Annotated in this window: 22 protein-coding genes and 2 pseudogenes; 13 read left to right on the top strand and 11 right to left on the bottom strand. The window is 73.9% G+C overall.

The features are described 5' to 3' along the window. The first annotated feature begins 22 nt into the window (after nt 1–22). Nucleotides 23–718, top strand: coding sequence for an NADPH-dependent F420 reductase (gene npdG / locus GCU67_RS07970; protein ID WP_163610568.1), 696 nt, complete (start codon nt 23–25; stop codon nt 716–718). A 66-nt stretch (nt 719–784) separates the two neighbouring features. Here the strand turns inward: npdG and panB are convergent, their stop codons facing one another. Continuing rightward, the gene (gene panB, locus GCU67_RS07965; protein WP_163610567.1) at nt 785–1615 is read right to left on the bottom strand and encodes a 3-methyl-2-oxobutanoate hydroxymethyltransferase; all 831 of its coding nucleotides are present in this window, start codon (nt 1613–1615) and stop codon (nt 785–787) included. Then, a complete protein-coding gene (locus GCU67_RS07960; RefSeq protein ID WP_163610566.1) occupies nt 1612–3444 on the bottom strand; it encodes an NAD+ synthase in 1833 nt (610 codons plus the stop codon). Before GCU67_RS07960 ends, panB begins: the two co-directional genes overlap by 4 nt. A 147-nt stretch (nt 3445–3591) precedes the next feature. Here GCU67_RS07960 and GCU67_RS22995 point away from each other — a divergent pair. The 3 genes and pseudogenes from GCU67_RS22995 to glnA (GCU67_RS07945) form a co-directional block, all read left to right on the top strand. Beyond that, a pseudogene (locus GCU67_RS22995) lies at nt 3592–4023 on the top strand (Ig-like domain-containing protein); the annotation flags it as partial. A gap of 22 nt (nt 4024–4045) precedes the next feature. Then, nucleotides 4046–4846 (top strand): L,D-transpeptidase, encoded by an 801-nt coding sequence (locus tag GCU67_RS22350; RefSeq protein ID WP_338104866.1) that lies wholly within the window; start codon nt 4046–4048, stop codon nt 4844–4846. A 100-nt stretch (nt 4847–4946) separates the two neighbouring features. Further along, on the top strand, nt 4947–6287 hold the full coding sequence (glnA, locus tag GCU67_RS07945) for a type I glutamate--ammonia ligase (RefSeq protein ID WP_163610564.1): 1341 nt from the start codon (nt 4947–4949) through the stop codon (nt 6285–6287). 73 nt (nt 6288–6360) lie between these two features. On the opposite strand, the gene GCU67_RS07940 is transcribed toward glnA (GCU67_RS07945), so the two are convergent. Next, nucleotides 6361–6810, bottom strand: a complete 450-nt coding sequence (locus tag GCU67_RS07940) for a hypothetical protein (protein ID WP_163610563.1) — start codon at nt 6808–6810, stop codon at nt 6361–6363. A gap of 125 nt (nt 6811–6935) precedes the next feature. Here GCU67_RS07940 and GCU67_RS07935 point away from each other — a divergent pair, with 125 nt between their 5' ends. From GCU67_RS07935 to GCU67_RS07920, 4 genes are all read left to right on the top strand, one after another. After that, on the top strand, nt 6936–7667 hold the full coding sequence (locus GCU67_RS07935; protein ID WP_163610562.1) for a glutamine amidotransferase-related protein: 732 nt from the start codon (nt 6936–6938) through the stop codon (nt 7665–7667). 2 nt (nt 7668–7669) lie between these two features. Next, nucleotides 7670–10771 (top strand): bifunctional [glutamine synthetase] adenylyltransferase/[glutamine synthetase]-adenylyl-L-tyrosine phosphorylase, encoded by a 3102-nt coding sequence (locus GCU67_RS07930; protein WP_338104865.1) that lies wholly within the window; start codon nt 7670–7672, stop codon nt 10769–10771. Nucleotides 10772–10817: 46 nt separating this feature from the next. Next, nucleotides 10818–11162 (top strand): CDGSH iron-sulfur domain-containing protein, encoded by a 345-nt coding sequence (locus GCU67_RS07925; RefSeq protein ID WP_338104864.1) that lies wholly within the window; start codon nt 10818–10820, stop codon nt 11160–11162. A gap of 106 nt (nt 11163–11268) precedes the next feature. Continuing rightward, on the top strand, nt 11269–12546 hold the full coding sequence (locus GCU67_RS07920) for a hypothetical protein (protein WP_163610561.1): 1278 nt from the start codon (nt 11269–11271) through the stop codon (nt 12544–12546). Nucleotides 12547–12590: 44 nt separating this feature from the next. Here GCU67_RS07920 and GCU67_RS07915 read toward each other — a convergent pair whose 3' ends face one another. The 3 genes and pseudogenes from GCU67_RS07915 to GCU67_RS22985 all read right to left on the bottom strand — a co-directional run. Beyond that, nucleotides 12591–13604 carry an iron-containing redox enzyme family protein gene (locus tag GCU67_RS07915; RefSeq protein WP_163610560.1) on the bottom strand — a complete coding sequence of 338 codons (1014 nt, stop codon included), beginning with the start codon at nt 13602–13604 and terminating at the stop codon, nt 12591–12593. A gap of 85 nt (nt 13605–13689) precedes the next feature. Beyond that, the gene (locus tag GCU67_RS22990; protein ID WP_420846349.1) at nt 13690–14055 is read right to left on the bottom strand and encodes a methyl-accepting chemotaxis protein; all 366 of its coding nucleotides are present in this window, start codon (nt 14053–14055) and stop codon (nt 13690–13692) included. A gap of 144 nt (nt 14056–14199) precedes the next feature. Beyond that, nucleotides 14200–14994, bottom strand: a pseudogene (locus tag GCU67_RS22985) (GAF domain-containing protein); the annotation flags it as partial. A gap of 479 nt (nt 14995–15473) precedes the next feature. Here GCU67_RS22985 and GCU67_RS07905 point away from each other — a divergent pair. Continuing rightward, a complete protein-coding gene (locus GCU67_RS07905) occupies nt 15474–17681 on the top strand; it encodes a carbon starvation CstA family protein (RefSeq protein WP_163610558.1) in 2208 nt (735 codons plus the stop codon). Next, the gene (locus GCU67_RS07900) at nt 17678–17881 is read left to right on the top strand and encodes a CstA-like transporter-associated (seleno)protein (protein ID WP_163610557.1); all 204 of its coding nucleotides are present in this window, start codon (nt 17678–17680) and stop codon (nt 17879–17881) included. Before GCU67_RS07905 ends, GCU67_RS07900 begins: the two co-directional genes overlap by 4 nt. Before the next feature lie 56 nt (nt 17882–17937). Here GCU67_RS07900 and GCU67_RS07895 read toward each other — a convergent pair whose 3' ends face one another. Continuing rightward, nucleotides 17938–18810 carry a DUF4349 domain-containing protein gene (locus tag GCU67_RS07895; protein ID WP_163610556.1) on the bottom strand — a complete coding sequence of 291 codons (873 nt, stop codon included), beginning with the start codon at nt 18808–18810 and terminating at the stop codon, nt 17938–17940. Between the two features lie 301 nt (nt 18811–19111). Here GCU67_RS07895 and GCU67_RS07890 point away from each other — a divergent pair, with 301 nt between their 5' ends. Beyond that, nucleotides 19112–19501 carry a hypothetical protein gene (locus GCU67_RS07890; RefSeq protein WP_246214784.1) on the top strand — a complete coding sequence of 130 codons (390 nt, stop codon included), beginning with the start codon at nt 19112–19114 and terminating at the stop codon, nt 19499–19501. Between the two features lie 34 nt (nt 19502–19535). After that, nucleotides 19536–20264, top strand: a complete 729-nt coding sequence (locus tag GCU67_RS07885; protein WP_163610555.1) for a glutamine amidotransferase — start codon at nt 19536–19538, stop codon at nt 20262–20264. Nucleotides 20265–20422: 158 nt separating this feature from the next. On the opposite strand, the gene glnA (GCU67_RS07880) is transcribed toward GCU67_RS07885, so the two are convergent. Further along, nucleotides 20423–21856 carry a type I glutamate--ammonia ligase gene (gene glnA / locus GCU67_RS07880; RefSeq protein ID WP_163610554.1) on the bottom strand — a complete coding sequence of 478 codons (1434 nt, stop codon included), beginning with the start codon at nt 21854–21856 and terminating at the stop codon, nt 20423–20425. Nucleotides 21857–22039: 183 nt separating this feature from the next. On the opposite strand from glnA (GCU67_RS07880), the gene GCU67_RS07875 reads away from it, so the two are divergent. Further along, nucleotides 22040–22465: an RDD family protein gene (locus tag GCU67_RS07875; protein WP_163610553.1), complete on the top strand. Its 426-nt coding sequence runs from the start codon at nt 22040–22042 to the stop codon at nt 22463–22465. 175 nt (nt 22466–22640) lie between these two features. On the opposite strand, the gene GCU67_RS07870 is transcribed toward GCU67_RS07875, so the two are convergent. The 3 genes from GCU67_RS07870 to GCU67_RS07860 all read right to left on the bottom strand — a co-directional run bounded on the left by GCU67_RS07870 (nt 22641) and on the right by GCU67_RS07860 (nt 26159). Continuing rightward, a complete protein-coding gene (locus GCU67_RS07870; protein WP_163610552.1) occupies nt 22641–23495 on the bottom strand; it encodes a DUF4191 domain-containing protein in 855 nt (284 codons plus the stop codon). A gap of 71 nt (nt 23496–23566) precedes the next feature. Next, nucleotides 23567–24565 (bottom strand): lipoyl synthase, encoded by a 999-nt coding sequence (gene lipA, locus GCU67_RS07865; protein ID WP_163610551.1) that lies wholly within the window; start codon nt 24563–24565, stop codon nt 23567–23569. 103 nt (nt 24566–24668) lie between these two features. Continuing rightward, on the bottom strand, nt 24669–26159 hold the full coding sequence (locus GCU67_RS07860) for a hypothetical protein (protein WP_163610550.1): 1491 nt from the start codon (nt 26157–26159) through the stop codon (nt 24669–24671). Nucleotides 26160–26258 lie beyond the last annotated feature (99 nt).

The following is a 26258-nucleotide window of genomic DNA, read 5'->3' as shown; positions in this document are numbered from 1 at the left end:
CCCGCGCAGGTCAGGAGGGGTCGTGACGGACGGACGCGCGGTGGAGGACCTCGTCGTCGGCGTGCTCGGGGGGACCGGGCCGCAGGGCCGCGGGCTGGCGGTGCGTCTGGCCGCGGCCGGGCAGCGGGTGCTGCTCGGGTCCCGGGACGCCGAGCGGGCCGAGGAGGTCGCCACCGAGGTGGCGGCCCGCGCCGCAGCCGTCGCCGGTGCCGGTGAGGTGTCGGTGCGCGGAGGCTCGAACGTCGACGTCGCGGGTGCTGCGGACCTGGTGGTCATCGCCGTGCCGTACGCCGGGCACGCCGACACCCTCGCCGAGCTGGCCACGCCGCTGGCCGGCAAGGTCGTCGTCGACTGCGTCGTGCCGATGGGCTGGGACGAGCTGGGCGCCTACGTGCTCGACGTCGTCGAGGGCAGCGTCTGCCAACAGGCCGCGGTCCTGCTGCCCGACAGTCATGTCGTCGGGGCCTTCCACCACCTCTCGGCGGTGACGCTGGAGGACCTGTCCCAGCCCACCCTGGAGGGGGACGTGATGGTGGTCGGCGACGTGCGCGAGGCCACCGACCTGGTGCAGGCGCTGGCCGGGCGGTTGCCGGGCATGCGCGGGGTCTACGCCGGCCGGTTGCGCAACGCCCGCCAGGTGGAGGCCCTGACCATCAACCTGGTGTCGGTCAACCGTCGCTACAAGGCCCACGCCGGCGTCCGCATCACCGACGTCTGAGCACCCAGGCATTGGTACCTCTCCATGCGTTCACGACCCCGAGACGCATGGAGAGGTACCAATGCCTCAGTCGAAGCTGTGCTCGGCGGTGGGGAAGGTGCCGTCGCGGACCTCGGTGGCGAACTCCTGGGTCGCCCGCAGCAGCTCCCCGCGCAGGTCGGCGTAGCGCTTGACGAACCGCGGCACCCGGCCCGACGTCATCCCGGCCATGTCCGGCCAGACCAGCACCTGGGCGTCGCAGTCGGGTCCCGCACCGATGCCGATGGTGGGGATGGCCAGCTCCGCGGTCACCTGCGCGGCGATCGCGGCCGGGACCATCTCCATGACGACGGCGAACGCGCCCGCCTCCTGCACGGCGCGCGCGTCGGCGAGCAGTTGCTCCGCACCGGCGCCGCGGCCCTGCACCCGGAAGCCGCCCAGGGCGTTCTCGCTCTGCGGCGTGAACCCGATGTGGGCCATGACGGCGATGCCGGCCTGGGTGAGCAGCTGGATCTGCGGCGCGACCCGCACCCCGCCCTCGAGCTTGACCGCCTGCGCCCCGCCCTCCTTCATCATCCGCACCGCGGTGGCGAAGGCCTGCTCGGGCGAGGCCTCGTAGCTGCCGAAGGGCAGGTCGGCCACGACCAGCGCCCGCGTCGTGGACCGGGTGACCGCGCGGGTCATCAGCAAGATGTCCTCGACGGTGACGGCCACGGTGGACGTCTGGCCGAGGACGACGTTGCCCGCGGAGTCACCCACCAGCAGCACCGGGATGCCGGCCTCCTCGAACACCTGCGCCGAGTGGGTGTCGTAGGCGGTCAGCATCGCCCAGCGCTCACCCCGCTCCTTGGCCTGGCGCAGGTGGTGCACCCGCACCCGCGCCGTCGACGTCCCGCCGTAGAGCACCGACTCGGTCACGACTGGGCTCCCTCGACGACGCTGGGCAGGCTCTCCCGCCAGCGGTTGGTGATCGGCAGCCGGCGGTCCCGGCCGAAGGCCTTGAGCGAGATCTTCGTGCCCGGCGCGGACTGGCGGCGCTTGAACTCCGCGAGGTCGATCATCCGCAGCACCCGGGCCACGATCGCCGGGTCGTGGCCGCGCTCGAGCAGCTCGGCCATGCCGAGGTCGCGGTCGACGTAGTCGGTGATCACGGCGTCGAGCTCCTCGTAGCTGGGCAGCGAGTCGCTGTCCTGCTGGCCGGGCGCGAGCTCGGCCGACGGCGGCTTGTCGATCGAGTTCTGCGGGATCGGCTCGACCTCGCCGCGGTCGCGGGCGTACGCGTTGCGCCAGCGGGCGAGCTCCCAGACCAGGGTCTTGAGCACGTCCTTGATCGGGGCGAACCCGCCGGCGGCGTCGCCGTAGAGCGTCGAGTAGCCCACGGCCACCTCGCTCTTGTTGCTGGTGGCCAGCAGCAGGTGCCCGTGCTGGTTGGACAGCCCCATCAGCAGCGTGCCGCGCACCCGCGCCTGCAGGTTCTCCGCCGCGACGCCCGACAGCTCCACCGAGCTGCGGTAGGCCTCGACCATCGGCGCGATCGGGACGACGGAGTAGTGCATGCCCAGCCGCTGCGCGGAGTCCGCGGCGTCGGTGAGCGACCCCTCGCTGGAGTACTCGCTGGGCAGGCCGACGCCGTGCACCCGGGCAGCACCCAGGGCGTCGACGGCGAGGGCGGCCACGAGCGCGGAGTCGATGCCGCCGGACATGCCGAGCACCACCGAGGGCATGCCGTTCTTGTCGATGAAGTCCCGCAGCCCCAGCACCAGCGCCCGCCACACCTCCTCGGCGTCGGCGAGCGGGTCGGCGACGGTGCCCGGGCGGGCCTCGAACGTGGCGACGGGCTCCTCGCTCAGCACGTGCCGGGTGACCGTCATCGGCCCGATCCGGCCCTCGCGCCGCTCGGTCACCGCGGCGGTGTCCAGCGCGAGGTCGACGGTGAGCAGGTGCTCGACGAACTGCGGCGCGCGGGCCAGCAGCTCACCCGCGGCGGTGACCACCAGCGAGTCGCCGTCGAAGACCAGCTCGTCCTGCCCGCCCACCTGGTTGCAGTAGACGATCGGGGCGTGCGCCTCGGCGGCGCGGCGCTGCACCAGGGGCAGCCGCAGGTCGTCCTTGGCCCGCTCGTAGGGGGAGGCGTTGGGGGAGACGACGAGGTCGACCCCGGCCTGCCCGGCGACGCCGCACGGGCCGCCCTCGACCCACAGGTCCTCGCAGATGGTCAGCGCCACGTCGACGCCGTGCAGCCGCACGACCGGCAGCTCGGTGCCGGGCACGAAGTAGCGGGCCTCGTCGAAGACGCCGTAGTTCGGGAGGTGGCGCTTGTGGTAGCGGGCCACCACGCGCCCGCCGTGCAGCAGGGCGGCGGCGTTGCGCGGGGCGCCGTGCCGGGGGTTGGCGTCGCCGGGGGAGTCCTCGGCGTCGGTGGGCGTCCGGTCCACCGGGGCCGGACCGCTGCCCTCGGTGTGCGCCAGGTAGCCGACGACGACGGCGGTGTCACCGAGCCCGTCGGCGGCCAGCCGGGCGGCCAGGTCGACCAGGGTCTGCTCGCTGGCCCGTGCGAAGGACTCCCGCAGCACGAGGTCCTCGGCGGGGTAGCCGGTGAGGGTCATCTCCGGGAAGACGACGAGGTGGGCGTCGTCGGTGGCGGAGCGCCGGGTCCAGTCGACGACGAGGTCCGCGTTGCCGGCGAGGTCACCGACCCGGGGGTCGACCTGGGCCAGTGCGACGCGCAGCTGTACCGGTGCAGTCACACGTCACAGTCTGGTCGTCGTCCGGTCCGGGTGACCAGGCGGGGACTGCCCCGACCGGCTGTGTCGTGTCACACTCCCGCCACTGCCTGCCGATACGGTCGATGTCGTTCCTGTCGTGTCGTTGCGCCTGCCGCCTCTGAGGTCTCCATGACCGGCTCCGGGTCCCGCTCCGTCGCCACCCGCTCCGTCGCCACCCGTTCCGCTGCCACCCGCTCCGTCGCCGTCCTCTCCGCCCCGCTGGTGCTCGGGCTGCCGGCCTGCCAGGCCGCGCACGGCGAGGAGCCCGCCGCCGCACCGGCTCCCGTCCCGGCGGTGACCACACCGCCGCCGGCCCCGGAACCGGATCCGGTGGTCATCAGCACCGACCCGCCGCTGGACTCCGTGGACGTCGCACCGGTGACCCCGCTGTTCGTCAGCGCCGGCAACGGCACGCTCACCTCGGTCGACGTCCGGGCCGCCGACGGCACCGTCGTCCCCGACACGATCGCCGCCGACGGCACGTCGTGGGTGGCCGGCGGGGAACTGGCCTACGGCACCACCTACGCCGTCGTCGCCGAGGCCAGCGACGGCGCCGGGACGACGACCGTCCGCACCGGGGGGGATCAGCACGGTCACCCCACGCACGCTGACCCTGCCCACCGTCTTCCCCTCCGACGCGGCCACCGTCGGGGTGGGCCAGCCGATCTCGGTGACCTTCGACGAGGACGTCACCGACCGGGCCGCGGTCGAACGGCAGCTGCACGTCACCAGCACCCCGCCGGTCACCGGCTCGTGGTCGTGGCTGTCGGACCGCACCGTGCACTACCGGCCGCAGGGGTACTGGCCGGCGCGCACCCACGTCGCGGTCGACGTCGACGTCTACGGCGTGCACGTCGGCGACGGCGTGCACGGCCAGCAGAGCGAGCACGTGGAGTTCGACGTCGGCGCGAAGAAGGTCGCCACCGTGGACGCCACGGAGCGGGTGCTGCGGCTCTACGTCGACGACCAGCTGGTGCGGGAGATGCCCACGTCGCTGGGCAGGAGCAGCAGCCCCACGCCCACCGGCACCTACGTGGTGATGCAGCAGTCGCGGGAGTACACGATGCGCTCGGCCAGCTACGGCGTCCCGCTGGACGCCCCCGGCGGCTACGAGACGCCGGTCGAGTACGCCTCACGGCTGTCGAACTCAGGGATCTTCGTGCACGGCGCCCCGTGGTCGGTCCGCGACCAGGGACGCCGCAACGTCTCCCACGGCTGCCTCAACGTCTCGGTGGCCGACGCCGGCTGGTTCTACGAGAACTTCGGCCGCGGCGACGTCGTGGAGGTCGCGAACGCCGGCCCGGCCATGGAGGTCTGGGACGGCTTCGGCGACTGGAACGCCGACTGGGCCGACTGGCAGGCCGGCTCCGCCCTGGCGCGCTGAGCACGACACGCGGCCGATCGAACGCCCGGGCGCTCGCCACAGGAGGCAGGCTGGGGGCCACGTAACACCCCCGCAACGCCCGGAGGCCACGATGGCGAGCATGGACCGCCAGCAGGAGTTCGTCCTGCGCACCCTGGAGGAGCGCGACATCCGCTTCGTGCGGCTGTGGTTCACCGACGTCTCGGGCTATCTCAAGGCCGTTGCGGTGGCACCGGCCGAGATCGAGGCGGCGTTCGCGGAGGGCATCGGCTTCGACGGCTCGGCGATCGAGGGCTTCGCCCGGGTCTACGAGTCCGACATGCTCGCCAAGCCCGACCCGGCGACGTTCCAGGTGATGCCGGCCAGGCGCGGGCAGGGCAGCGACACGGCGCGGATGTTCTGCGACATCACGCTGCCCGACGGCTCACCGGCCTGGGCCGACCCCCGGCACGTGCTGCGGCGCGCGCTGGCCAAGGCCGCCGACATGGGCTTCACGTTCTACACGCACCCCGAGATCGAGTTCTTCCTGCTCAAGGACCTCCCCACCGACGGGCGGGCGCCGGAGCCGGCCGACACCGGCGGCTACTTCGACCTCTCCACGCACAACGTGGCCCACGACTTCCGCCGCGAGGCGGTCTTCGCGCTGGAGGCGATGGGCATCTCGGTGGAGTTCAGCCACCACGAGGTCGCGCCCGGCCAGCAGGAGATCGACCTGCGGTACGCCGACGCGCTGTCGATGGCCGACAACATCATGACGCTGCGCCACGTCGTCCGTGAGGTCGCGCTGGCCCAGGGCGTGCACGCCACCTTCATGCCCAAGCCGTTCACCGAGCTGGCCGGCTCCGCGATGCACACCCACGTCTCGCTGTTCGAGGGCGACCGCAACGCCTTCCACGACCCGGCCGACCCGATGAAGCTGTCGACCACGGGCAAGCAGTTCATCGCCGGGCTGCTCACCCACGCCCGGGAGATGACCGCCGTCACCAACCAGACGGTCAACTCCTACCGCCGTCTGCTCGCCGGCACCGAGGCCCCGACCGCGGCGACCTGGGGCCGGGCCAACCGCTCAGCGCTGGTGCGACTGCCCTCGTACAAGCCGAACAAGGGCAACTCCGCCCGGGTCGAGGTCCGCTCGCCGGACTCCGCGTGCAACCCGTACCTGACCTTCGCCGTCCTGCTCGCCGCCGGCCTGCGCGGCATCGAGAAGGGCTACGAGCTCCCGCCCGAGGCCGAGGACGACGTCTGGTCGCTCACCGACACCGAGCGGCGTGCGGCCGGCTACGAGGACCTCCCGGTCTCCCTGGGCGAGGCGCTCACGGCGATGCAGGGCAGCGAGCTGGTCGCGGAGACCCTCGGCGAGCACGTGTTCGACTTCTTCCTGCGCAACAAGTGGGAGGAGTTCAACTCCTACCGGCAGAACGTCACGCCCTTCGAGCTCAAGCGGTACCTGCCCGGGCTCTGACGAAGGACCCTCTCGCCCCCCGCGACGCGCTCCGCGCGCCGCGGGTCCCTGCGAGGGGGCCGGGCCTGACCGGTCAGGCGCAGGGGTCGCCGGCGGGCACGGCGGAGACGGTCACGTCGGCGGTCGGGGACCCGTCGCCGCGGGAGCTCTGACCCGTGGCGCACACGACCCAGTCCGATCCGACCGGCCGGGACCAGTTGCGGGAGTCGACCAGCAGCACGGCGGCGCCGACCTGCTCCAGTGCCGCCTCTGCCTCGCCGACGGACCGGCCGGCGACGTCGGGCAGCGGGCCGGTGAGCGAGCGGGTCGGCAGCTCCTCGTAGTCCGCCCGCACGGGCTCGGCCGCCGGCGGGGCGGACGGCGATGCGGCGGACGGGGGAGCCGCGGCCCGCATCAGCGGGCGTTCGGTCACCTGACCGACGACGGCCGTCGTGGCCACGGCCACGGCCACGGTGAGCGCGAGCACCACCACCCAGCCCACCCACCGGCCGATCGTCGACGCCGTGCTGCGCTCCGGGTCCATGCGCTCCTCCTCCGAGTGGGCGGGAACGTACCGGACCAGGAGCGTGCGGAAGCCCCTCCCGGCCGTGTCGCGCACACGTCGGTACGGGACCGAGATCAGCGGTCCCGCGCCGTTAGGCTGCCGGTGTGGCCCGCCTGCTCGTCGTCGTCCCGTCCGACACCGACCCGCCCACCCGGTTGGGGGAGTGGCTGACCGGTGCCGGGCTGGAGCTCGACGAGCGACGGCTGTCCACCGGCGAGCCGCTGCCGGCCGACCTCACCGGCCACGACGGCCTGCTGGTGCTCGGCGGGCCCCAGTCCTCGCTGGACGACGACACCGTCTCCCCGGAGCTGGTCGGCGTCCGGCACCTGCTGGGCCAGGCCGTGGCCGCCGACGTCCCGACGCTGGCGATCTGCCTGGGCGCGCAGCTGCTCGCGCAGGTCGGCGGCGGCAGCACCCGGGTCGGGGTCGACGGCCCCGAGGTCGGCCCGACTCTGGTGGCCAAGCGGGACGCCGCGGAGGCCGACCCGCTGTTCGCGCCGCTGCCGCTGTCACCCGACGTCGTGCAGTGGCACCACGACGAGATCGACCGGCTGCCGGCCGGCGCCACCCTGCTGGCCAGCAACCCGCGGTACCCGCACCAGGCCTACCGGGTCGGCGCGCACGTCTACGGCCTGCAGTTCCACATCGAGACCGACGAGCACCTGGTCCGCCAGTGGGCCGACAGCGACGCGGTCGGCGTGGCCAGCACCGGCACCGACGTCGAGACCGTCTGCGCCGCCGCGGCCGCCGTGCACCCCGACGTCGCGGAGGTCTGGGCGCCGTTCGCCGGCCGGTTCGCCGCGCTCGTGCGGGACCGCGCCGCCGCACGGGGCTGACGGTGTCCGCAGTCCCCACGCCCGACGACGTCCCCCGGCGGGCCGTCGTCCGGCTGGTCCGGTTCGGCTTCGAGGACGGCGCCCGGGCGGCCCGGCTGCTCGCCGACGCCTCGCTGGGCCTGTGGGACCTCGACCGCAACGAGCCCGCCGACCCCGAGGCGGGGGCGGTCGTCTCGGCGCTGGCCCGCGCGGGCGACCCCGACCTCGCCGTCCGGTCGCTGGCCCGGCTGGTCGAGGCGCTGGACGCCACCGACCCCGACGGCGGCCTGGCCGCGGCCCTGCTCGCCCGGCTGCGCGGCTCGGCCTCGGTGCGGTCGCGGCTGCTGTCGGTGCTCGGGGCCTCCGCGGGGCTGGCCGACCACCTGGCCGCGCACCCCGCCGACTGGGTCGTCCTGGACACCGAGGACCGGGTGTCCCGGCCGAGCCCGCAGGAGCTGCAGGAGCAGCTGCTGTTCGCCGTCGGCGCCGACCCCGCCGACGCACCGTGGGGCGTCGGGCTGGGCAGCGGTGCCCCGGACGCCGACGGCTCCCGGGTGCGCGACCTCAAGCACGCCTACGGGCGCGCGGTCCTGTCGCTGGCCGGCCGCGACCTCGGGGACGCCCTGCCGGCCGACGAGGTCGCCGCGGAGCTGGCCGACATCGCCGCCGCCGTGCTCACCGCGGGGCTCGCCGTCGCCGTCGCCGAGCAGCCGGCGGGCAGCGCCCCGTGCCGGCTGGCGGTCATCGGGCTGGGCAAGTGCGGCGGCCGCGAGCTCAACTACGTCAGCGACGTCGACGTCGTCTTCGTCGCCGAGCCCGTGGACGCCGGTGCCGACGAGGCAGCCGCGCTGGCCTCGGCGACCCGGGTCGCTGCGGCGCTGATGCGGATCTGCCGGCAGGCCGCCTGGGAGGTCGACGCCGCGCTGCGCCCGGAGGGCAAGGCCGGCGTGCTGGTGCGCACCGTGGCCGGCATGCGCGCCTACTACGAGAAGTGGGCCAGCACCTGGGAGTTCCAGGCGCTGCTGAAGATGCGCCCGGTCGCCGGGGACCCGGCACTGGGCCGGGAGTACGTCGACGCGCTGTGGCCGCTGGTCTGGAAGGCCGGCGACCGGCCCGGCTTCGTCGGTGAGATCCAGGCGATGCGCCGCCGGGTCGAGCAGAACATCCCCGCCGGCCAGGCAGACCGGGAGCTGAAGCTGGGCCGCGGCGGGCTCCGCGACGTCGAGTTCAGCGTCCAGCTGCTGCAGCTGGTGCACGGCCGGGCCGACGTGACGCTGCGGGTCGGCGGCACGGTGCCGGCGCTGACGGTGCTGGGCGCCGGGGGCTACATCAGCCGGGACGACGCCGCCACGCTGGTCGCCTCCTACCGCTTCCTGCGCACGGTGGAGCACCGGCTCCAGCTGCTCCGGCTGCGCCGCACCCACCTGCTGCCGGTCGCCGGTGACCAGCTGCGCTGGCTGGCCCGCTCGCTGGGCTACAAGCCCGACGACCGCGGTGACTCGGTCGCCGTGCTGCGTTCGGAGCTGGCGCTGCACACCCGGGTGGTGCGCCGGCTGCACGAGAAGCTCTTCTACCGGCCGCTGCTGTCGGCGGTGGCCCGGGTGCCCGGCGAGCAGCTGGCGCTGGGGCCGCGCGCGGCGGGGGAGTGGCTGCGCGCGCTGGGCTTCGCCGACCCCGAGGGCGCACTGCGGCACATGACCGCGCTCACCGGCGGGCTGAGCCGGTCGGCGTCCATGCAGCGGTACCTGCTCCCCGTCCTGCTGCAGACCTTCGCCTCCTGCGCGGACCCCGACGCCGGCCTGCTCGCCTACCGGCGGGTCAGCGAGGCGCTGGGCAACGACCAGTGGTTCCTGCGGCTGCTGCGCGACGAGGGGCAGGCCGCCGAGCGGCTGGCGGTGCTGCTGGGCTCCAGCCAGTACGTCGCCGGGCTGCTCACCCGCACCCCGGAGGCGATGCGGATCCTCGCCGACGACGCCCAGCTCGAGCCGCGCAGCGCCGACGCGCTCACCTCGGCGTGGCGGCAGGCGGTCGCCCGGGCCGGCGACGCCTCCGGCGGGGTCAAGGTGCTGCGCTCGCTGCGCCGGCAGGAGCTGCTGCGCATCGCCTGCGCCGACCTGCTGGGCCGCCTCGACGTGCTGCGGGTCGGGCAGGCCCTGCACGCCGTCGCCGTCGCCACGCTGCGCGCCGGGCTGGACGCCGCGCTGCGCAGCTGGGCCGCCGACGCCGGGCTGGCCGTCGCCGACGTCCCGGTCGACATCGCCGTCATCGGCATGGGCCGGCTGGGCGGGGCCGAGCTGGGTTACGGGTCCGACGCCGACGTCCTGTTCGTGCACCGGGTGCGCCCCGGCGCCGACGAGAGCCGGGCCGCCTCGACGGCGAACGCGGTCGCCCACGCGCTGCGCCGGCTGCTCGGTGAGCCTGCCCCCGACCCGGCCTTCGAGGTCGACGCCGACCTGCGCCCGGAGGGCCGGTCCGGAGCGCTGTCGCGCAGCCTGGAGGCGTTCGCCCAGTACTACCAGCGCTGGGTCGCCACCTGGGAGGTGCAGGCGCTGCTGCGGGCCGAGCCGGTCGCCGGCGACGAGGCGCTGGGGCGTGAGTTCATGGCTCTGGTCGACCCGCTGCGCTACCCGGGCGCGGGCCTGTCGAGCGAGCAGGTCGGGGAGATCCGGCGGATGAAGGCCCGGGTGGAGAGCGAGCGACTGCCCCGCGGCGCCGACCCGGCCACGCACACCAAGCTCGGCCGCGGCGGGCTGGCCGACGTCGAGTGGACCGTGCAGCTGCTGCAGCTCGAGCACGCCGCGGTGCACCCGGCGCTGCAGGTCACCGGCACGGTCACCGCGCTGCACGCGCTAACCGACGCCGGGCTGCTGGACACCGAGCAGGCCGACGCGCTGCAGACCGCCTGGGAGCTGGCCAGCCGGGCGCGCAACGCGGTCTTCCTGGTCCGCGGCCGGCCGGGTGACCAGCTGCCCCGGGCCGGGCTGGAGCTCAACGGCGTCGCCCGGGCGTGCGGGTACGGCGCCGACACCGACGCCGGGCAGTTCCTCGACGACTACCGGCGGGTCACCCGGCGGGCCCACGGCGTCGTCGAGCGGGTGTTCTACGGCCGCACCGAGGAGGGCTGACCGGGGCGGTCGGTCGTGCGCCACGGAAGAGGGGCACCATCGGGGTGTGCCCCCCGAGTCCCTGGCCGAGCAGCCGGTCGCCGAGCCCACCGCCGCCGACCCCGTCGTCTCCGACGCGCAGGTGCGCGACCTGCCGCCCGCCGACGAGCCGACGGCGACCATCACCCCCTACCGCGACGGGCCGCTGCTGGTGCGCGGGGACTTCCGGCTCGTCGACACCGACGGCAACGAGATCGACCCGGGGCGGAAGACCGTCGCGCTGTGCCGGTGCGGCAAGTCGGGCATCAAGCCGTTCTGTGACGGCACGCACAAGCGGTCGGGCTTCTCCGCCGGCAGCGCGCCGTCCCGCCCGCGTCCGGCCGCGGAGCTGCACTCGGGCACCGACGACTGACCACGCTCGTCACGCCCGGGCCCCCGGCTGTTCGCCCGGGCGACACCTCCGGCTGGTCGGGGCGGTCGAGGCTGTGCCGGTCCCGTCCCGGTCCAGTGAGGTGCCCGTGCTCCGTCGTCCGTCCCGTCCCGTCTCCGGTGTGCTCGCGCTGAGCGCCCTCGCCCTCGTGGTCGCCGCCACGCCGGCGTCCGCCGCTCCACAGCCGCGCACCTTCGCCCCGCTGGCCACCTTCGCCGTCGACGGCGAGGTCGCCGAGATCCTCTCCGCCACTCCCGACGGCCGCACCGTGCTCTACACCGACTCCGAGCTGGGCGTCGTCGGCCTGGTCGACCTGAGCGTGCCCACCGCGCCCCGGCAGCTCGGCAGCATCGACGTCGGCGGCTCGCCCACCTCGGTGGCCGTGACCCGCGACGGCCGGTACGCCCTCGTCGTCGTCGACGACACCACCGACCTGACCCGCCCGGCCGGCCACCTCGCGGTGGTCGACCTGCGCACGCGCTCGGTGGTCCGCAGCATCGACCTGGGCGGCCAGCCCGACAGCATCGACATCGGCCCCAGCGGCCGGTTCGCCGCGATCGCCATCGAGAACCAGCGCGACGAGGACGTCGAGGTCGGTGGCGTCGAGGGCGGGCTGCCGCAGCTGCCCGCCGGGTTCCTGTCGGTCGTCGACCTGCGCGGCGCCGTCGACCGGTGGACCGTGCGCCAGGTGTCGCTGACCGGGCTGCCCGGCGCGCTGTTCGCGGACGACCCGGAGCCGGAGTTCGTCGACGTCAACGGCGCCGACGTGGCTGCGGTGACCCTGCAGGAGAACAACGCCGTCGCCCTGGTGAACCTGGCCAGCGGCCGCGTCCTCTCCTCGTTCTCCGCCGGCACCGTCACCCGCACCGACGCCGACACCACCGATGACGAGACGATCGCCTTCGACGACGTGCTCGTCGCTCCCCGTGAGCCCGACGCGGTGCAGTGGACCGCCGACGGCAACCTGGTCACCGCCGACGAGGGCGACCTCGCCGCCGAGCCCAGCGGCGGCCGCGGCTGGACGGTCTTCAGCCCCGCCGGTGCCGTGCTGTTCACCAGCGGCGGCTCCGCCGAGGAGGCGCTGGCCGCGGCCGGGCGCTACCCCGACGGCCGCAGTGACGACAAGGGCGCCGAGTTCGAGGGCGCCGAGGTCACCCGCATGCGGGGCACCGACTACACCCTCATCGGCTCCGAGCGCGGCGACGCCGTCCTGGTGTACGAGCACGGCCAGGATGCCGCGCCGCAGCTGCTGCAGGTGCTCTCCACCGGCGACGCCCCCGAGGGCCTGCTGGCCATCGAGAACCGTCAGCTCTTCCTGGCCAGCAACGAGGACGACGGCAGCATCTCCGTCTTCGGCCTGCGCTGAGCGACGGGTCCTCCCGGCCACCCCGGGCCGGGAGGACCCGTCGGTCACACGGTGACCGGCTCCTGGACCCGCAGACCCGAGCGCCCGGCCTCCCAGGCGCCGAGGAGGTGGTGAGCGGTGAGACCGTCGAGGGCGAGCGAGCACTGCGCACCGAACAGGACGTCGGCGGTCAGCGCCGGGTCGTCGGCGACCAGCGAGCCGCACATGTCGACCGAGGCGATCTGCTCGTGGACGGCGTCGGCCTCCACGTGCTCGTCGTAGAAGACGGTGGTGCCCGTCCCGAACCCGAGGCGCCTGAGCCCACTGGAGTACCGGCGGCTGGGCTCCGAGGAGGTCATCTCCACCGCGGTCAGGTGGCCCAGGCAGGCCCCGCGCAGCCGACGGTGCAGCCCGAACAGCGACATCGTGTTGACCGACGTGAACGCCACCGCCGGGGCGTCGTCCCAGAGCGCGCCGTAGGTGTCGTCCAGGTCCAGGTCGCGCATCAGCCCGGCGAACAGCTGGCTGTGCATGCGCTCGTGGGAGCCGCCGCCGTACTCGTCGGCCTGGATCTCCACCATGGCCGCCTTGGCCCGCCCGCTCAGCCGGGGGATCGCCCAGGTGTGCGGGTCGCCCTCCTTGAGGTGGTAGACGCTGCGCACGGTGAGGTACTCGCGCCACTGCTGATGCGTGCCGTGCCGGGCCAGGTACCGCGACAGCGACGGGCCGTCGTCGGCGGCGATGACGGCGGTGAGCTGCTGGTCGACCGGGTCCTCGGTGACCGCGACCGGGCTGACGAGCGAGTGCAGGGCGGCCAGGTGCCGCTGCTCGAGCACGGCGCGCAGGCGCAGCAGCTCGGGGTTCCACTCCCAGCCGTCGTCGACGGAGTCGAAGCCCCGGTAGTGCAGTTCGTAGCAGACGGCCAGCGTCAGCTGGAGGTCCTCGTCGAGCAGGGGGTCCTCCGCTGCGGCGGCCAGGGAGTAGGCGACGGCGAGCGTCCGGGTGCTCAGGGTCGTCCCGGCGGCCAGATCCGCGCACAAGGCGGTGCTGAGGGGGCCCCGGGGCGTGGGAAGGCGCATGGGTCGATTGTGCCCAGTCGACTGCCGTCCCGAACCCCGCGAACGGGTGGATGCCCGGCCGGTCCTCCCCGGCCGGGCACCGCGGTCACTCGAAGGCTGACGCCATCCGCGCCTGCTCCTCCAGCACCTCACCGATCCGGGCCTGGACGACGTCGAGCTGGCCGATGATCTCGCTGGTGGTGTGGATGCCGGTGGCCACGGCCTTGCTGCTGGCCTGGATGCCGGCGATCTGGTCGGAGACCTTCTGGGTGGCGCTGGCCGTCTCGCGGGCCAGGTCCTTGACCTCGCTGGCCACGACCGCGAAGCCCTTGCCGAGCTCACCGGCGCGGGCGGCCTCGATGGTGGCGTTGAGGGCCAGCAGGTTGGTCTGGTCGGCGATGCCGGAGATGATCCGGATGACCTCCCCGACCGCGGCCGAGGCCTCGTCCAGGGCCAGCACCTCGCTGGTCATGGTGGACGCCTGGCTGACCGCGTTCTCCGCGACTCGCCCGGCGTCGTCCGCGGCTTCGCGGAGCCGGGAGACGGTGTCCAGCAGCTCGCGGGCGTTCTCCGCGGACTCCTCGGTGCGCCGCAGCACGTCCAGCCGCTGGGAGACCAGCTGCTGCACGTTGCGCAGCGCCGAGGCCCGGGAGTCCGACAGCTCGATGGTCTCGGTGACGAAGAAGTCCATGGTGCCGATGACCCGGCCGCCGACCAGCAGCGGGAAGCAGACGCCGGACTTGACCCCGGCGCGCTGGGCGGCCGGTGCGCGCACGCAGTCGGTCATCTCGCCGATGTCGGCGGTGAAGAACAGGTCCCGGGTCTTCCAGGCCCGCCCGGACAGGCCCACGCCCTCGGCGAAGGAGGCGGCGAGGGTGACCTTGCGGAACTCCTCACCGGCCGAGCCGGACTCCTGCTGGAAGCGCAGCACGTTGGCCTGCTCGTCCAGCGCCCAGTAGGACCCGTAGGCCCAGCCGAACGCCTCACGGACGGTGTCCAGCGCCAGCCGCAGCGCGGAGGCCTGGTCCCGGGCAGCACCCAGCTCGGTGACGACGGAGGTGACCGCCACCCGGTCGTCGAGGTTCTCCTGCAGCTCGGCCCTGGCCAGGGCGGCCCGGCGGGCGTGCGCGAGCAGCCGGCCGAGGGAGTCCCACTTGCCCTTCCGGGTGCCGGTGAAGGGCAGCTCGCCGCGGTTGTAGTACTCGTACAGGGCGGTCACCGTCCCGTTCTCCACCAGCGGCAGGATGCACCCGTGGGTCGCGCCGGCGGCGAGCGCGCCACCCCAGCGCAGGCACGTCGCCGGGTCGCTGGCCTCGTCGACGAGCACCGCGGTCCTGTTGCGGACGGCCTGGCCGCCGTAGCCGTCGGCGGCGGTGATGCTCCGCACGCGTGCCGACGTCGAGGCCGCCATCGCGGGGGCCATCGGGCCGTACTCGCCGAACCGGTGGAAGCCGTCCGGACCGGGCAGCCACACCGCGCCGTAGGAGAGGTCGAGCTGCCGGACCAGTTCCTCGGTGCTCTTCTGGTGGGCGTCCTTGTCGTCGACGACGCCCCGGTCGAGGACGGCGATGACCTGCTCGACCGCCTCGACGTCCTTGGGCACGGCCGCTGGTGGGACCGCCGCCGCTCTGTCCTGGCCGCTGTTGCGCCGCCTCATCCTCGTCCTCTTCCGCCGCCCCGTGCCGCGGGTGGTCCCGCCGGCTGTTGACCCGTCTCCCTCTCTTCTCGGCAGGGGACAGGAAGTTGTGGAGGGGAACGGCCGGACGGACACGCCAGGACCCGGGGACCACGACCGGCGGTCCCATGACAGGGGTCTCCTCAGCACCGTCGCGGCCCTATGCTCACTGCCGACGGCGTCAACGGCGACGCCGCTGCGGTTCGGAGGCGCTCATGTCCACCACCTTCACCCGGGACGACACCGGTGCGGCGCAGCCACCCGGCGGCCCGGCCGGCCGCCGGCTCTCGGTGCGCTCGGTCCTGGTCTGGACGGCGGTGGCCGTTGCGGGCGCGGTCGCCTGGACGGTGCTGGCGCTGTCCCGCGGCGAGACGGTCTCCGCGCTCTGGATCCTGTTCGCGGCGCTGTGCTCCTACGCCATCGCCTACCGCTTCTACGCCCGTTTCATCGCCACCAAGGTGCTCGGGACCGACGACCGGCGGGCCACCCCGGCCGAGCGGCTGCACAACGGCGTCGACTTCGACGTCACCGACCGCCGGGTGCTCTTCGGTCACCACTTCGCCGCCATCGCCGGCGCCGGGCCGCTGGTCGGGCCGGTGCTCGCCGCGCAGATGGGCTACCTGCCGGGCACCATCTGGATCGTCGTCGGCGTCATCTTCGCCGGCGCCGTCCAGGACCTGACCGTGCTGTTCTTCTCGATGCGCCGCAACGGCAAGAGCCTCGGGCAGATGGTCCGGGAGGAGATCGGCGTCGTCGGCGGCATCGCCGCCCTGATCGCCGTCTTCGCCATCATGATCATCATCCTGGCGGTGCTCGCGCTGATCGTGGTCAACGCGCTGGCCGAGTCGCCCTGGGGCGTGTTCTCCATCGCGCTGACCATCCCGATCGCGCTGTTCATGGGCCTGTACCTGCGCCGGCTGCGCCCGGGCAGGGTGCTGGAGGCCACCGGCATCGGCGTCGTCCTGCTGCTGCTGGCCATCATCGGTGGTGGCTGGGTGCAGGAGAGCGGGCTCGCGGACGCGCTGACGCTGTCCAAGGAGTGGCTGGTCCTCGCCCTCGTCGTCTACGGCTTCGTCGCCTCGGTGCTGCCGGTGTGGCTGCTGCTCACCCCCCGCGACTACCTGTCGACGTTCATGAAGGTCGGCGTCATCGTCCTGCTGGCCCTGAGCCTGCTCATCGCCCGGCCGGTGCTGCAGGCCGACGCCATCACCGACTTCGCCCGGGAGGGCACCGGCCCGGTCTTCGCCGGGTCGCTGTTCCCGTTCGTCTTCATCACCATCGCCTGCGGCGCGCTGTCGGGCTTCCACGCGCTGATCGCCTCCGGGACGACGCCGAAGATGGTGGCCAAGGAGAGCCAGGTCCGGCTGATCGGCTACGGCGGCATGCTGATGGAGTCCTTCGTGGCCATCAGCGCGCTCATCGCCGCCTGCGTCATCGACCAGGGCCTGTACTTCGCGATGAACAGCCCGGCCGGTGCCACCGGCGGTGCGGTCGAGACGGCCGCCACCTTCGTCCAGGGGTTCGGGTTCGACACCTCCGCCCAGGACCTCGCCGCGGCGGCGGCCGCGGTCCAGGAGCCCAGCCTGATCTCCCGCACCGGTGGCGCCCCGACCCTCGCCGTCGGCATCTCGCAGATCTTCAACGACGCGTTCGGCGGCAACCTGCAGGCGTTCTGGTACCACTTCGCGATCATGTTCGAGGCGCTGTTCATCCTCACCGCAGTCGACGCCGGCACCCGGGTCGGCCGGTTCATGCTGCAGGACACCATCGGCAACGTCTGGAAGAAGTTCGGCGACCTCTCGTGGCGGCCGGGCAACGTCCTCGCCAGCGCGATCGTCGTCGGGCTGTGGGGGTCGGTGCTCTACATCGGGGTGACCGACCCGCTGGGTGGGGTCAACCAGCTCTTCCCGCTGTTCGGCATCGCCAACCAGCTGCTCGCCGCCATCGCGCTGACCCTGGTCACGGTGCTGCTGATCAAGCACGGCAAGCTGCGCTACGCCTGGGTGACCGGCATCCCGCTGGCCTGGGACCTCGTCGTCACCATGACGGCCAGCTGGCAGAAGGTCTTCTCCGACACCCCGGCGATCGGCTACTTCGCCCAGGCCCAGCGCTACCGCGACGCCCGGGACGCCGGCCAGCTGCTGGCCCCGGCCAAGGACCAGGGGCAGATGGACCAGGTGGTCTTCAACTCAACCCTCAACGGCGTGCTGCAGAGCCTGTTCGCCGTACTGGTGCTGGTCGTGGTCGTCAACGCCGTGGTGGTCATCGCCCGGGCCGTGCGGTCCGGGGGGCTGCCCACCACGGAGGAGCCGGCCGTCCGGTCGGACCTCGTGGAGCCCGCGGGCCTGTTCGCCACGGCCGAGGAGAAGCAGGCGCAGGCCGACCACGAGCGGCTGGTCGGCAGCGGGGGCGGTCAGCAGTGACCGCGGGGGACGTCCGCGCGGCCGTCGTCCGGGCCGGCCGCGGGGTGCGCTGGTACCTGCGCGAGTGGAGCGGCGAGGCGCGCTGGGACGACCACCTGCGCGAGTGCGCCGCGCACGGGCACGCACCGCTGAGCCGGCGGGAGTTCGAACGCCGCCGGTCCGACGCGCTGGAGCGCAACCCGGTCAGCCGCTGCTGCTGACCTGACGCGGGGGAGGGGCGCCCACCCCTGCACCGGCTCAGGGGTGAGCGGGGCGCTCACCCCTGAGCCGGTGCCTCCACCGAGGTCCGCCGGCGCACCAGCCGGAGCAGGGCGAGCGCCCCGGCGGTCAGCAGCGCGGCGACCGCCATCCAGGGGAGCACCACGCCGAGGACGACGAGCGTCGCGCCCACGGTGGTGACCAGCGCCCGCCAGCCGGTGCCCAGCCCCTCGAGGAAGCCGTCCGGCCCACCGACCGGCGCCACGCCGAAGGGCCGCAACTGGACCCGGAGCGTCGACAGCTCCACCTGGTCGGCCAGCGAGGCCCGTTGCGACTGCAGCTGCTCCAGCTGGGACTGCCGCTCGGACAGCGCCTTCTCCGCCGCGAGCAGCGCCTCCGTGGTGGCCGCGCCGTCCATCAGGCCCTGCAGCCGCGTCGCGGAGCTCTGCAGCGCCGAGATGCGCGCGTCCAGGTCGACGACGGTGGCGGTGACGTCCGAGCGGGACACCGACACGGACCCGACGTCGCCCAGCTCCTCCAGGTCGGCCAGGACGCCGCTCAGCGCGTCGGCGGGCACCCGCACGACCAGGTCGGCGGTGGCGCCCGCGCCGTCCTCCTCGTCCTGGGACGCCGCCCGCTCGGTGCGCTCCTCGACCCGGCCACCGGCGGCCTCCACCAGCCCGCTGACCCGCTGGGCGCCGGCGGCGGGGTCCTCGACGGCCACCGAGGCGGAACCGGTCTGCACGACCTGGCGGTCCGGTTGCGCCGCGCCCGGCACCCCGGGCACCGCCTGGGGCGCGCCCGGCCCACTGGCGTCGGCGGCGGCCCCCACCGCCTCCGACGCGCCGGAACCCGTGTCCGTGGACGCAGAGCAGCCGGCGAGGACGACGACGGCCAGGACGGTGACGGCGGTGCTGCGCAAGCGCCTCATGGCGGCACGCTAGGACCGCCGACTCGTCCCTGACCAGCATCGACACCGGATCGTGACGCCGACGGCAACGTACGAGGGGCCGGGACGGGGTCAGCGGGTGACCGTCGGCCCGGCCCAGGCAGTTCCGCGACGGGCCGGGCACCGGAGCCCCCGGGTGGGTCCGGCACGCGACGGTTCGTCACACCTGCCCCGCTGGCGCCCCTGCGGCACAGCGGACGCGGCGCCTGCGCCGCTCACCGGCCCCGCGCCGCCACGCTGTGCCCCACGGACGACCAGGGCACCGCGTTGAGGAGGACGACCGATGGGGACCGAGGCACACGGGGACGACACCGGGGACCGCCAGCACGCGGCGGGCTGGGCAGCGGCGCAGGCCCGGCGGGAACGCCAGGCGAGCGAGCTGCGGGCCGGGATCTCACTGGTCGGCAGCGCCGCCGCCGACCTCGGCTGGGGCGCCCGGCCCGACGTGCGGGTGCTGGCGGACGGCCGGCTCTGGCTGGACGAGCTGGAGGTGGCGGTGACCGCGGCCCAGGTCTACCAGGCCGCCCGGCACCTGATCGCGGCCCAGGTGGCCACCGTCGCCGAGCAGGCGGGCTCGTCGGTGGGTGCCGTGGCCGGCCCCTGGCTGCTCACCCTGCACACCAACGAGGCGATGGTGTCCCTGGACCTCGACGTCCAGGACGACGTCGCCTGACCACACGGCACGGCCCCGCCTAAGCTGGCCCCTCGTGCGGCCCTTCCTCCTGCTCTCCTCCCGCGCGGAGGACCTGGCCGCTGACGGCGAGTACGAGTCGTTCCTGCGCTTCACCGGCCTGGTGCCCGGCCGACTGCGCCGCATCCGCATGGAGGCCGGGCCGCTGCCGGGGATCGACCTGGACGACTACGCCGGGGTGTTCGTCGGCGGAGGCCCGTTCAACTCCAGCGACCCGCTGTCGGGGAAGTCGGTCGTCCAGCAGCGGGTCGAGCGCGAGCTGTCGGCGCTGCTGGACGAGATCGTGGCGCGGGACCTCCCCTTCTTCGGCGCCTGCTACGGGGTCGGGACGCTCGGGGTGCACCAGGGCGGCGTCATCGACCGGACGTACGCCGAGCCGATCTCCGCCGTCCGGGTCCGGCTGACCGAGGCCGGGCGCGCCGATCCGGTGCTGGCCGGCATGCCCGCGGAGTTCGACGCGTTCGTCGGGCACAAGGAGGCCTGCCGCGTCCTGCCGCCGAACGCCGTCCTGCTGGCCAGCTCCGCCGCCTGCCCGGTGCAGGTGTTCCGGGTCAAGGAGAACCTGTACGCCACCCAGTTCCACCCGGAGCTCGACCTCGAGGCGCTGATCACGCGGGTGGACGTCTACCAGCACGCCGGGTACTACCCGCCCGCGGAGCGGGACGCGCTGGTCGCCCGCCTGGCGCCGGCGGTGGTCACCGAGCCCGGCCGGATGCTGGCCAACTTCGTGGCGCGGTACGGCTGACCCGACAGGCCCGGGACGTGGCGCCCGCAGACCACCGGGGCGCCGTCCTGGTCGTGCGGGTCCGCCTGGTGTCCTGCCGCCGAACGGGGGAGAGCCGGCCCCCCGAGGGGGACCGGCTCTCCTGACCGCTCAGCTGTGCAGCCGCGCTACGACGTGGATCAGATGTCGTAGTACATCGCGAACTCGTGCGGGTGCGGGCGGAGCCGGATCGGGGTGATCTCGTTCTCCCGCTTGTACTCGATCCACGTCTCGATCAGGTCGGGGGTGAACACCCCGCCGTCGAGCAGGTAGTCGTGGTCGACCTCGAGCCGGTCGAGCACCGCGTCCAGCGACGCCGGCACCTTCTCGATGCCCAGGGCCTCCTCGGGCGGCAGCTCGTAGAGGTCCTTGTCGACCGGGGCCGGGGGCTCGATCCGGTTCTTCACGCCGTCCAGGCCGGCCATCAGCATCGCGGAGAACGCGAGGTAGGGGTTGGCCGAGGGGTCCGGCACCCGGAACTCGATGCGCTTGGCCTTCGGGTTGTCACCCGAGATCGGGATGCGGGTGCAGGCCGAGCGGTTGCGCGCGGAGTAGACCAGGTTGATCGGGGCCTCGAAGCCGGGCACCAGGCGGTGGTAGCTGTTCACCGTCGGGTTGGTGAAGGCCAGCAGCGAGGGGGCGTGCTTGAGCAGGCCACCGATGTAGTGCCGGGCGATGTCGGACAGGCCCGCGTAGCCGGTCTCGGCGTGGAAGAGCGGCACGCCGTCCTTCCAGAGGCTCTGGTGGCAGTGCATGCCCGAGCCGTTGTCACCGAACAGCGGCTTCGGCATGAAGGTGGCGGTCTTGCCCGCGGCCCAGGCGGTGTTCTTGATGATGTACTTGAACAGCATCAGGCTGTCGGCCGAGCGCAGCAGGGTGTCGAACTTGTAGTTGATCTCGGCCTGCCCGCCGGTGCCCACCTCGTGGTGGCCCCGCTCGAGCTCCAGGCCGGCACCGGCCAGGTTGACCATCATCTGGGCGCGCAGGTCGCTCTGGTGGTCGACGGGCTCGACCGGGAAGTAGCCGCCCTTCTGCCGGGTCTTGTAGCCCAGGTTCGGGCCGCCGTTCTCCCCGGTCAGCGAGCCGGAGTTCCAGGAACCCTCGATCGCGTCGATGTGGTAGTAGCCCTCGTTGATCGAGGTGTCGTGCCGCACCGAGTCGAAGACGTAGAACTCGGCCTCGGGGCCGAAGTACGCGGTGTCGGCGATGCCGGAGCTGGCCAGGTAGGCCTCGGCCTTCTTCGCCACGTTGCGTGGGTCGCGGCTGTAGGCCTCGCGCGTGATCGGGTCGTGGATGAAGAAGTTGATGTTCAGCGTCTTGTGGATGCGGAACGGGTCGACGTAGGCGCTGCTGGCGTCGGGCAGCAGCAGCATGTCGGACTCGTTGATCGTCTGGAAGCCACGGATCGACGAGCCGTCGAAGCCCAGGCCCTCGCTGAACGTGTCGGGCCCGAAGGTCTCCGCGGGGATGGTGAAGTGCTGCATGACGCCGGGGAGGTCGCAGAACCGGACGTCGACGAAGCGCACGTCGTTGTCACGGATGTAGGCGAAGACCTCGTCGGGACTGGTGAACATCGATCCTCCGGGGGTGGGCGGACAGCCGAGCCGCAAGTTACGAGCAGGCGGTTGCCCTGCGGTGTCTCTCGTGTTTCCGGGCGGTAACACCGCCCCTGGCGTGTCGTACCGGCCACCTCTCAGGGGCCCGTGCCGAGCGTGCGAGGTGCGGAGGGAGAGGTGGTCCTTCCGTACGCTGGCGGCATGGCCAGGGACGACGCCCCACCCTCTCAGCACCCCGCCCGCGGCGCCGCACTGGGGCTGCCCGCGGAGGGCCCCGGATCGCTGGCCCCCTTCGGACGCCGGATCGCCGCCTACCTGGTCGACTCGGTGGCCGCGGCCTTCGTCGCCGGGCTGCTCACCGCCCCCGAGCTGCCCCGGCTGTGGAGCCTGCCGGCGTTCGGGGTGATCACCGTGGTCTTCCTGGTGCTCACCGGCCAGACGCCGGGGATGCGGCTGCTGGGGCTGCGGCTGGCCCACCCCAACACCGGGCAGCGGCTGGCGTTGTGGCGGGCCGTCGTCCGCACCGGGCTGCTCATGCTGCTGGTGCCGGCCCTGGTGGTCGACTCCGACGGCCGTGGCCTGCACGAACGGCTCACCCACACCGCCGTCATCCGCGACCGGGTCTGAGGGAGGGCCTCGTCCCCCTCAGCACTCGCAGGCTCGCACCGGACCTTCGGACGGCGCTGGGACCCGCGTCCCTCCCGGCCGACGCGGGCCGGCGCTGGGCCTCCGGGCGAGGCCGGGACGCACGGACGCCCCCGGTCGCATGTGCGACCGGGGGCGTCCTCGTGCTGGGGCTGCGTCAGCCGCGGCGGCGGACCTGCCGCTGGCTGACCGACATCTGGCGGCCGCCGGGGAGCGGACCGCCGGGCATCGGCAGGCGCTGGGTGCCCAGTGCGGCCATCCGCTTGCCCAGGGAGTTGACCTCGGCGCCGTCGAGGTTGCGGGGGAGCTTCATGACGTGGGTGCTGAGCTTCTTCAGCGGCACCTGGCCCTCGCCGTCGCCGACGACGACGTCGTAGATCGGGGTGTCGCCGACGACCTTGGCCATCCGGCGCTTCTCCGCGGCGATCAGCCCGCGCACCCGCTGCGGGTTGCCCTCGCCGACGAGGATGATGCCGGGGCGGCCGAGCACGCGGTGCAGGGCGTCGAGCTCCCGGGTCCCGGCCACGCCGGCGCTGACCCGCCAGTCGCCGCGCATGCCCTCGAGCACCCAGGAGGCGGCACCCGGCTGGCCCTCGACCTGCCGGTAGGCCGATCCCTGCGCGCGCCGCCCGAACACGATCAGCGCGGCGAGCAGCCCGAACAGGATCGCGAAGGGCAGGAAGACCAGCGGCGAGCTCAGCAGCACGCCGATCAGCTCGATCACGGCGAACACCGCCACGAAGGCGATGAGCATGACCCAGGGGAGCTTGGGGTCGTTCTTGTACGTGAGCTTGTAGGCCTGGCGCATCATCCCGGCCTGGCCCTTGAGCTTGGCCAGCCGGGAGCCCTTGGGCTTCCCGTCCTTGCCCAGCTTCGGGGCCTTGGGCGCCTTGCCGGGCTTGCCGGTGGCACCGACGGCGGTGGCGCCGGTGTGGCGTCCGGACGCGCCGGCCGGGCCCCGACCGGCCTTGCCGGTGGGGGCGGGGGAGTCGGTGGACCTGCTGCGTGCCATGCCCACGAGGATAGGGCCCCGGCGAGCCCGGTCCGCGCGGCGCGCGTCCGGGCTCGCCGGGAGGGGTGAGCTCAGCGGGTGGTGACGGCCAGCCCGCGCGCCTCGGCGGCCTGCTGGTACAGCCGGCCGGCGCGGTAGGAGCTGCGCACCAGCGGGCCGGAGAGGACGCCGGCGAAGCCGATCCGCTCGGCCTCGGCGTTGAACTCGACGAACTCCTCGGGCTTGACCCACCGCGAGACCGGGTGGTGCCGGACGCTGGGCCGCAGGTACTGGGTGATGGTCAGCAGGTCGCAGCCGGCCTCGTGCAGGGCCTGCATCGCCTCGATGACCTCGTGCGGCTCCTCGCCCATGCCCAGGATCAGGTTGGACTTGGTGACCAGCCCGGCGTCGCGGGCGGCGGTGATGACCGACAGCGAGCGCTCGAAGCGGAAGCCGGGGCGGATCCGCTTGAAGATGCGCGGCACCGTCTCCACGTTGTGCGCGAGCACCTCGGGCCGGGAGGAGAAGACCTCGGCCAGCTGGTCGGGCTCGGCGTTGAAGTCCGGGATCAGCAGCTCGACGCCGCAGCCGGGGATCTGCGCGTGGATCTGGCGGACCGTCTCGGCGTACAGCCACGCCCCGCCGTCGGGCAGGTCGTCGCGGGCCACGCCGGTGATGGTCGCGTAGCGCAGGCCCATGGAGACCACGCTCTCGGCGACGCGGCGGGGCTCGTCGGTGTCGTAGTCGGCGGGCTTGCCGGTGTCGATCTGGCAGAAGTCGCAGCGCCGGGTGCACTGGTCACCGCCGATGAGGAAGGTGGCCTCGCGGTCCTCCCAGCACTCGTAGATGTTGGGGCAGCCGGCCTCCTCGCACACCGTGTGCAGGCCCTCGCGCTTCACCAGCGACTTGAGCTCGGTGTACTCCGGGCCCGTCTTCAGCTTGGTCTTGATCCACTCGGGCTTGCGCTCGATCGGCGTCCGGCTGTTGCGGACCTCCAGGCGCAGCATCTTGCGTCCGGCAGGTTCGATCGGGGACGCCGCAGCAGCTGCCGGTCCGGCCGTCGCAGCGGCCTCCTCCATGCCCAGGCTCATGGCGAGAACGGTACTCCCGGCCCTGAGGCGACCCGGGACGTGCAGAGGGGGCCCGGCCGATGGCCGGGCCCCCTCGCAGGACGTGTGGTGCGGTGGGCGCAGGTCAGCCCGCGGTGTCCTCGTCGGGGCGGGTGCCCCGGCTGGGCGCGGAGTTGCCGGCGCTGCCGGGGGACTCGGTGAAGCTGTCGGGCGCGGCGGTGGCCACCGGGCTGTCGGGGTCGTTCGTGGTCCCGGTCGCGGTGGTCGGACGGTCCTGGTTGCTGGGCTCGTCGCGGCCGGAGGCGGGCTGGGCCTCGAGGGCGCCGATGCCACCCTCGGCCGGACCGGAGTCCGAGGGGGCGGTCATCGCGGTGGAGACGGTCTTCCCCTGGGCCTCGGGGGACTCGGTTCCGCCTGCGGGAGTGCTCGGTGAGCTGGGCACGGGGTCCTCTCGGTAGCTGGGCACGGGACCGTCGCCGGAGGGCGCCGGGTTCCACAGGTCGTTCGTGTTCTTCTTGCGCAGGAGCACCACGGCGACGCCGGCGACGACGGCCAGCACGGCCACCACCCACGGCCACCGACGCGGCTGCTCCTCGATGCCGACGCTCCGCTTGACCGTGGTGACGGTCCGCGCGGTGCGCTTGCCGGCCTCCTTGCGGGCCTGGCCGACGGCCTTCTCCAGCTCCGACCGCCGCTTGGCGGCCTTCTCGGAGAGCTTGTCGGCCTTCCTGCCGAGCTTCTCGGCCTTCTTGCCGGCCGCGGCGTAGTTGGCGTCCGTAGCCGCGCGCAGCGCCGCGAGCCGGACGGCGGCCTCGGCCCGGGCCGCCTCGGCGGCAGCCGCGGCGTCCTTGCGCACCTTCTCCGTCTGCTTGGCGGTGGCGGCGGTGAGCGTGGCCGCGGTCGCGGCGATCTCCGCGCTGCGGGCGTCGATCAGCGCGCGGGCGGTGTCGGCCTGCGCGGCCAGGCTCGCCCGGGCGCTGTCGAGTGCCGGACCCGCGGCGTCACGGGCGGCGGTGACCCGGGGCGTGGCGTAGGCCGTGGCCGCGGCGGTGGCGGCGCTGAACCGCGGTCCGGCGGCGTCCCGAGCGGCCACGATGCGCGGCGTGGCAGCGGCGACCGCGGTCTCCAGGTTGGCCCGGGCGGCGTTGGCGGCGGCCTCGAAGGCGGGACCGCTCGCCCCACGGGCAGCCTCGATCCGGGGGGCGGCCGCGGCGACGGCGGTCTCCAGGTTGGCGCGGGCGGCCCGGGTGGCTGCCTCCAGGCGCGGGACGACGTCGGACTCGTAGGCCTTCCGCCCGGCCTCGATGCGCGGGGCGAGGTTCTCCCGCGCTGCCTCGATGCGCGGCGCCAGGTTCTCCCTGGCGGCGTCGAGTCGGGGCACCAGCACCTCGCGGGCGGCGTCCAGTTGCGGGGCGAGGGCGGCGACGGCCGCCTCCACGCGTGGGGCCACCTCGGTGGCGTAGGCCACGGTCGCGGCCCTGGTCGCTGCGTCGACCTGCGGGCGCAGCTGCTCGACCGCGGCCCGGCGGGCCTCGGTCGCGGCCAGGCCCAGGTGCGCCAGCCCTTCCTGCAACTCGGCCCCGATGACCTCTGTCGGGCTCTTCTTGCGGAACACTCCAGCACCTCCGAGTTGATCGCTTCTCGATCATCCTGCCCGCTGGCGTCCCCGGGCACACCCCGAACCGGCGCGGGCACCCGGCGGAGCGCCGGCGTG

The sequence above is a fragment of the Modestobacter muralis genome, from assembly GCF_010682105.1.
Taxonomy (GTDB): Bacteria; Actinomycetota; Actinomycetes; order Mycobacteriales; family Geodermatophilaceae; genus Modestobacter; species Modestobacter muralis.
The sequence above is the reverse complement of the archived record's forward strand: the minus strand, read 5'-3'. Positions and strand labels throughout refer to the sequence as shown.

Coding starts and splice junctions, on each gene's coding strand:
- glnA (WP_163610564.1), top strand. CDS start 4,947: ATGGACCGCCAGCAGGAGTTCGTCCTGCGCACCCTGGAGGAGCGCGAC.
- GCU67_RS07940 (WP_163610563.1), bottom strand. CDS start 6,810: ATGGACCCGGAGCGCAGCACGGCGTCGACGATCGGCCGGTGGGTGGGC.
- GCU67_RS07915 (WP_163610560.1), bottom strand. CDS start 13,604: ATGCGCCTTCCCACGCCCCGGGGCCCCCTCAGCACCGCCTTGTGCGCG.
- GCU67_RS22990 (WP_420846349.1), bottom strand. CDS start 14,055: ATGACCAGCGAGGTGCTGGCCCTGGACGAGGCCTCGGCCGCGGTCGGG.
- GCU67_RS07905 (WP_163610558.1), top strand. CDS start 15,474: ATGTCCACCACCTTCACCCGGGACGACACCGGTGCGGCGCAGCCACCC.
- GCU67_RS07895 (WP_163610556.1), bottom strand. CDS start 18,810: ATGAGGCGCTTGCGCAGCACCGCCGTCACCGTCCTGGCCGTCGTCGTC.
- GCU67_RS07890 (WP_246214784.1), top strand. CDS start 19,112: ATGGGGACCGAGGCACACGGGGACGACACCGGGGACCGCCAGCACGCG.
- glnA (WP_163610554.1), bottom strand. CDS start 21,856: ATGTTCACCAGTCCCGACGAGGTCTTCGCCTACATCCGTGACAACGAC.
- GCU67_RS07875 (WP_163610553.1), top strand. CDS start 22,040: ATGGCCAGGGACGACGCCCCACCCTCTCAGCACCCCGCCCGCGGCGCC.
- GCU67_RS07870 (WP_163610552.1), bottom strand. CDS start 23,495: ATGGCACGCAGCAGGTCCACCGACTCCCCCGCCCCCACCGGCAAGGCC.
- lipA (WP_163610551.1), bottom strand. CDS start 24,565: ATGAGCCTGGGCATGGAGGAGGCCGCTGCGACGGCCGGACCGGCAGCT.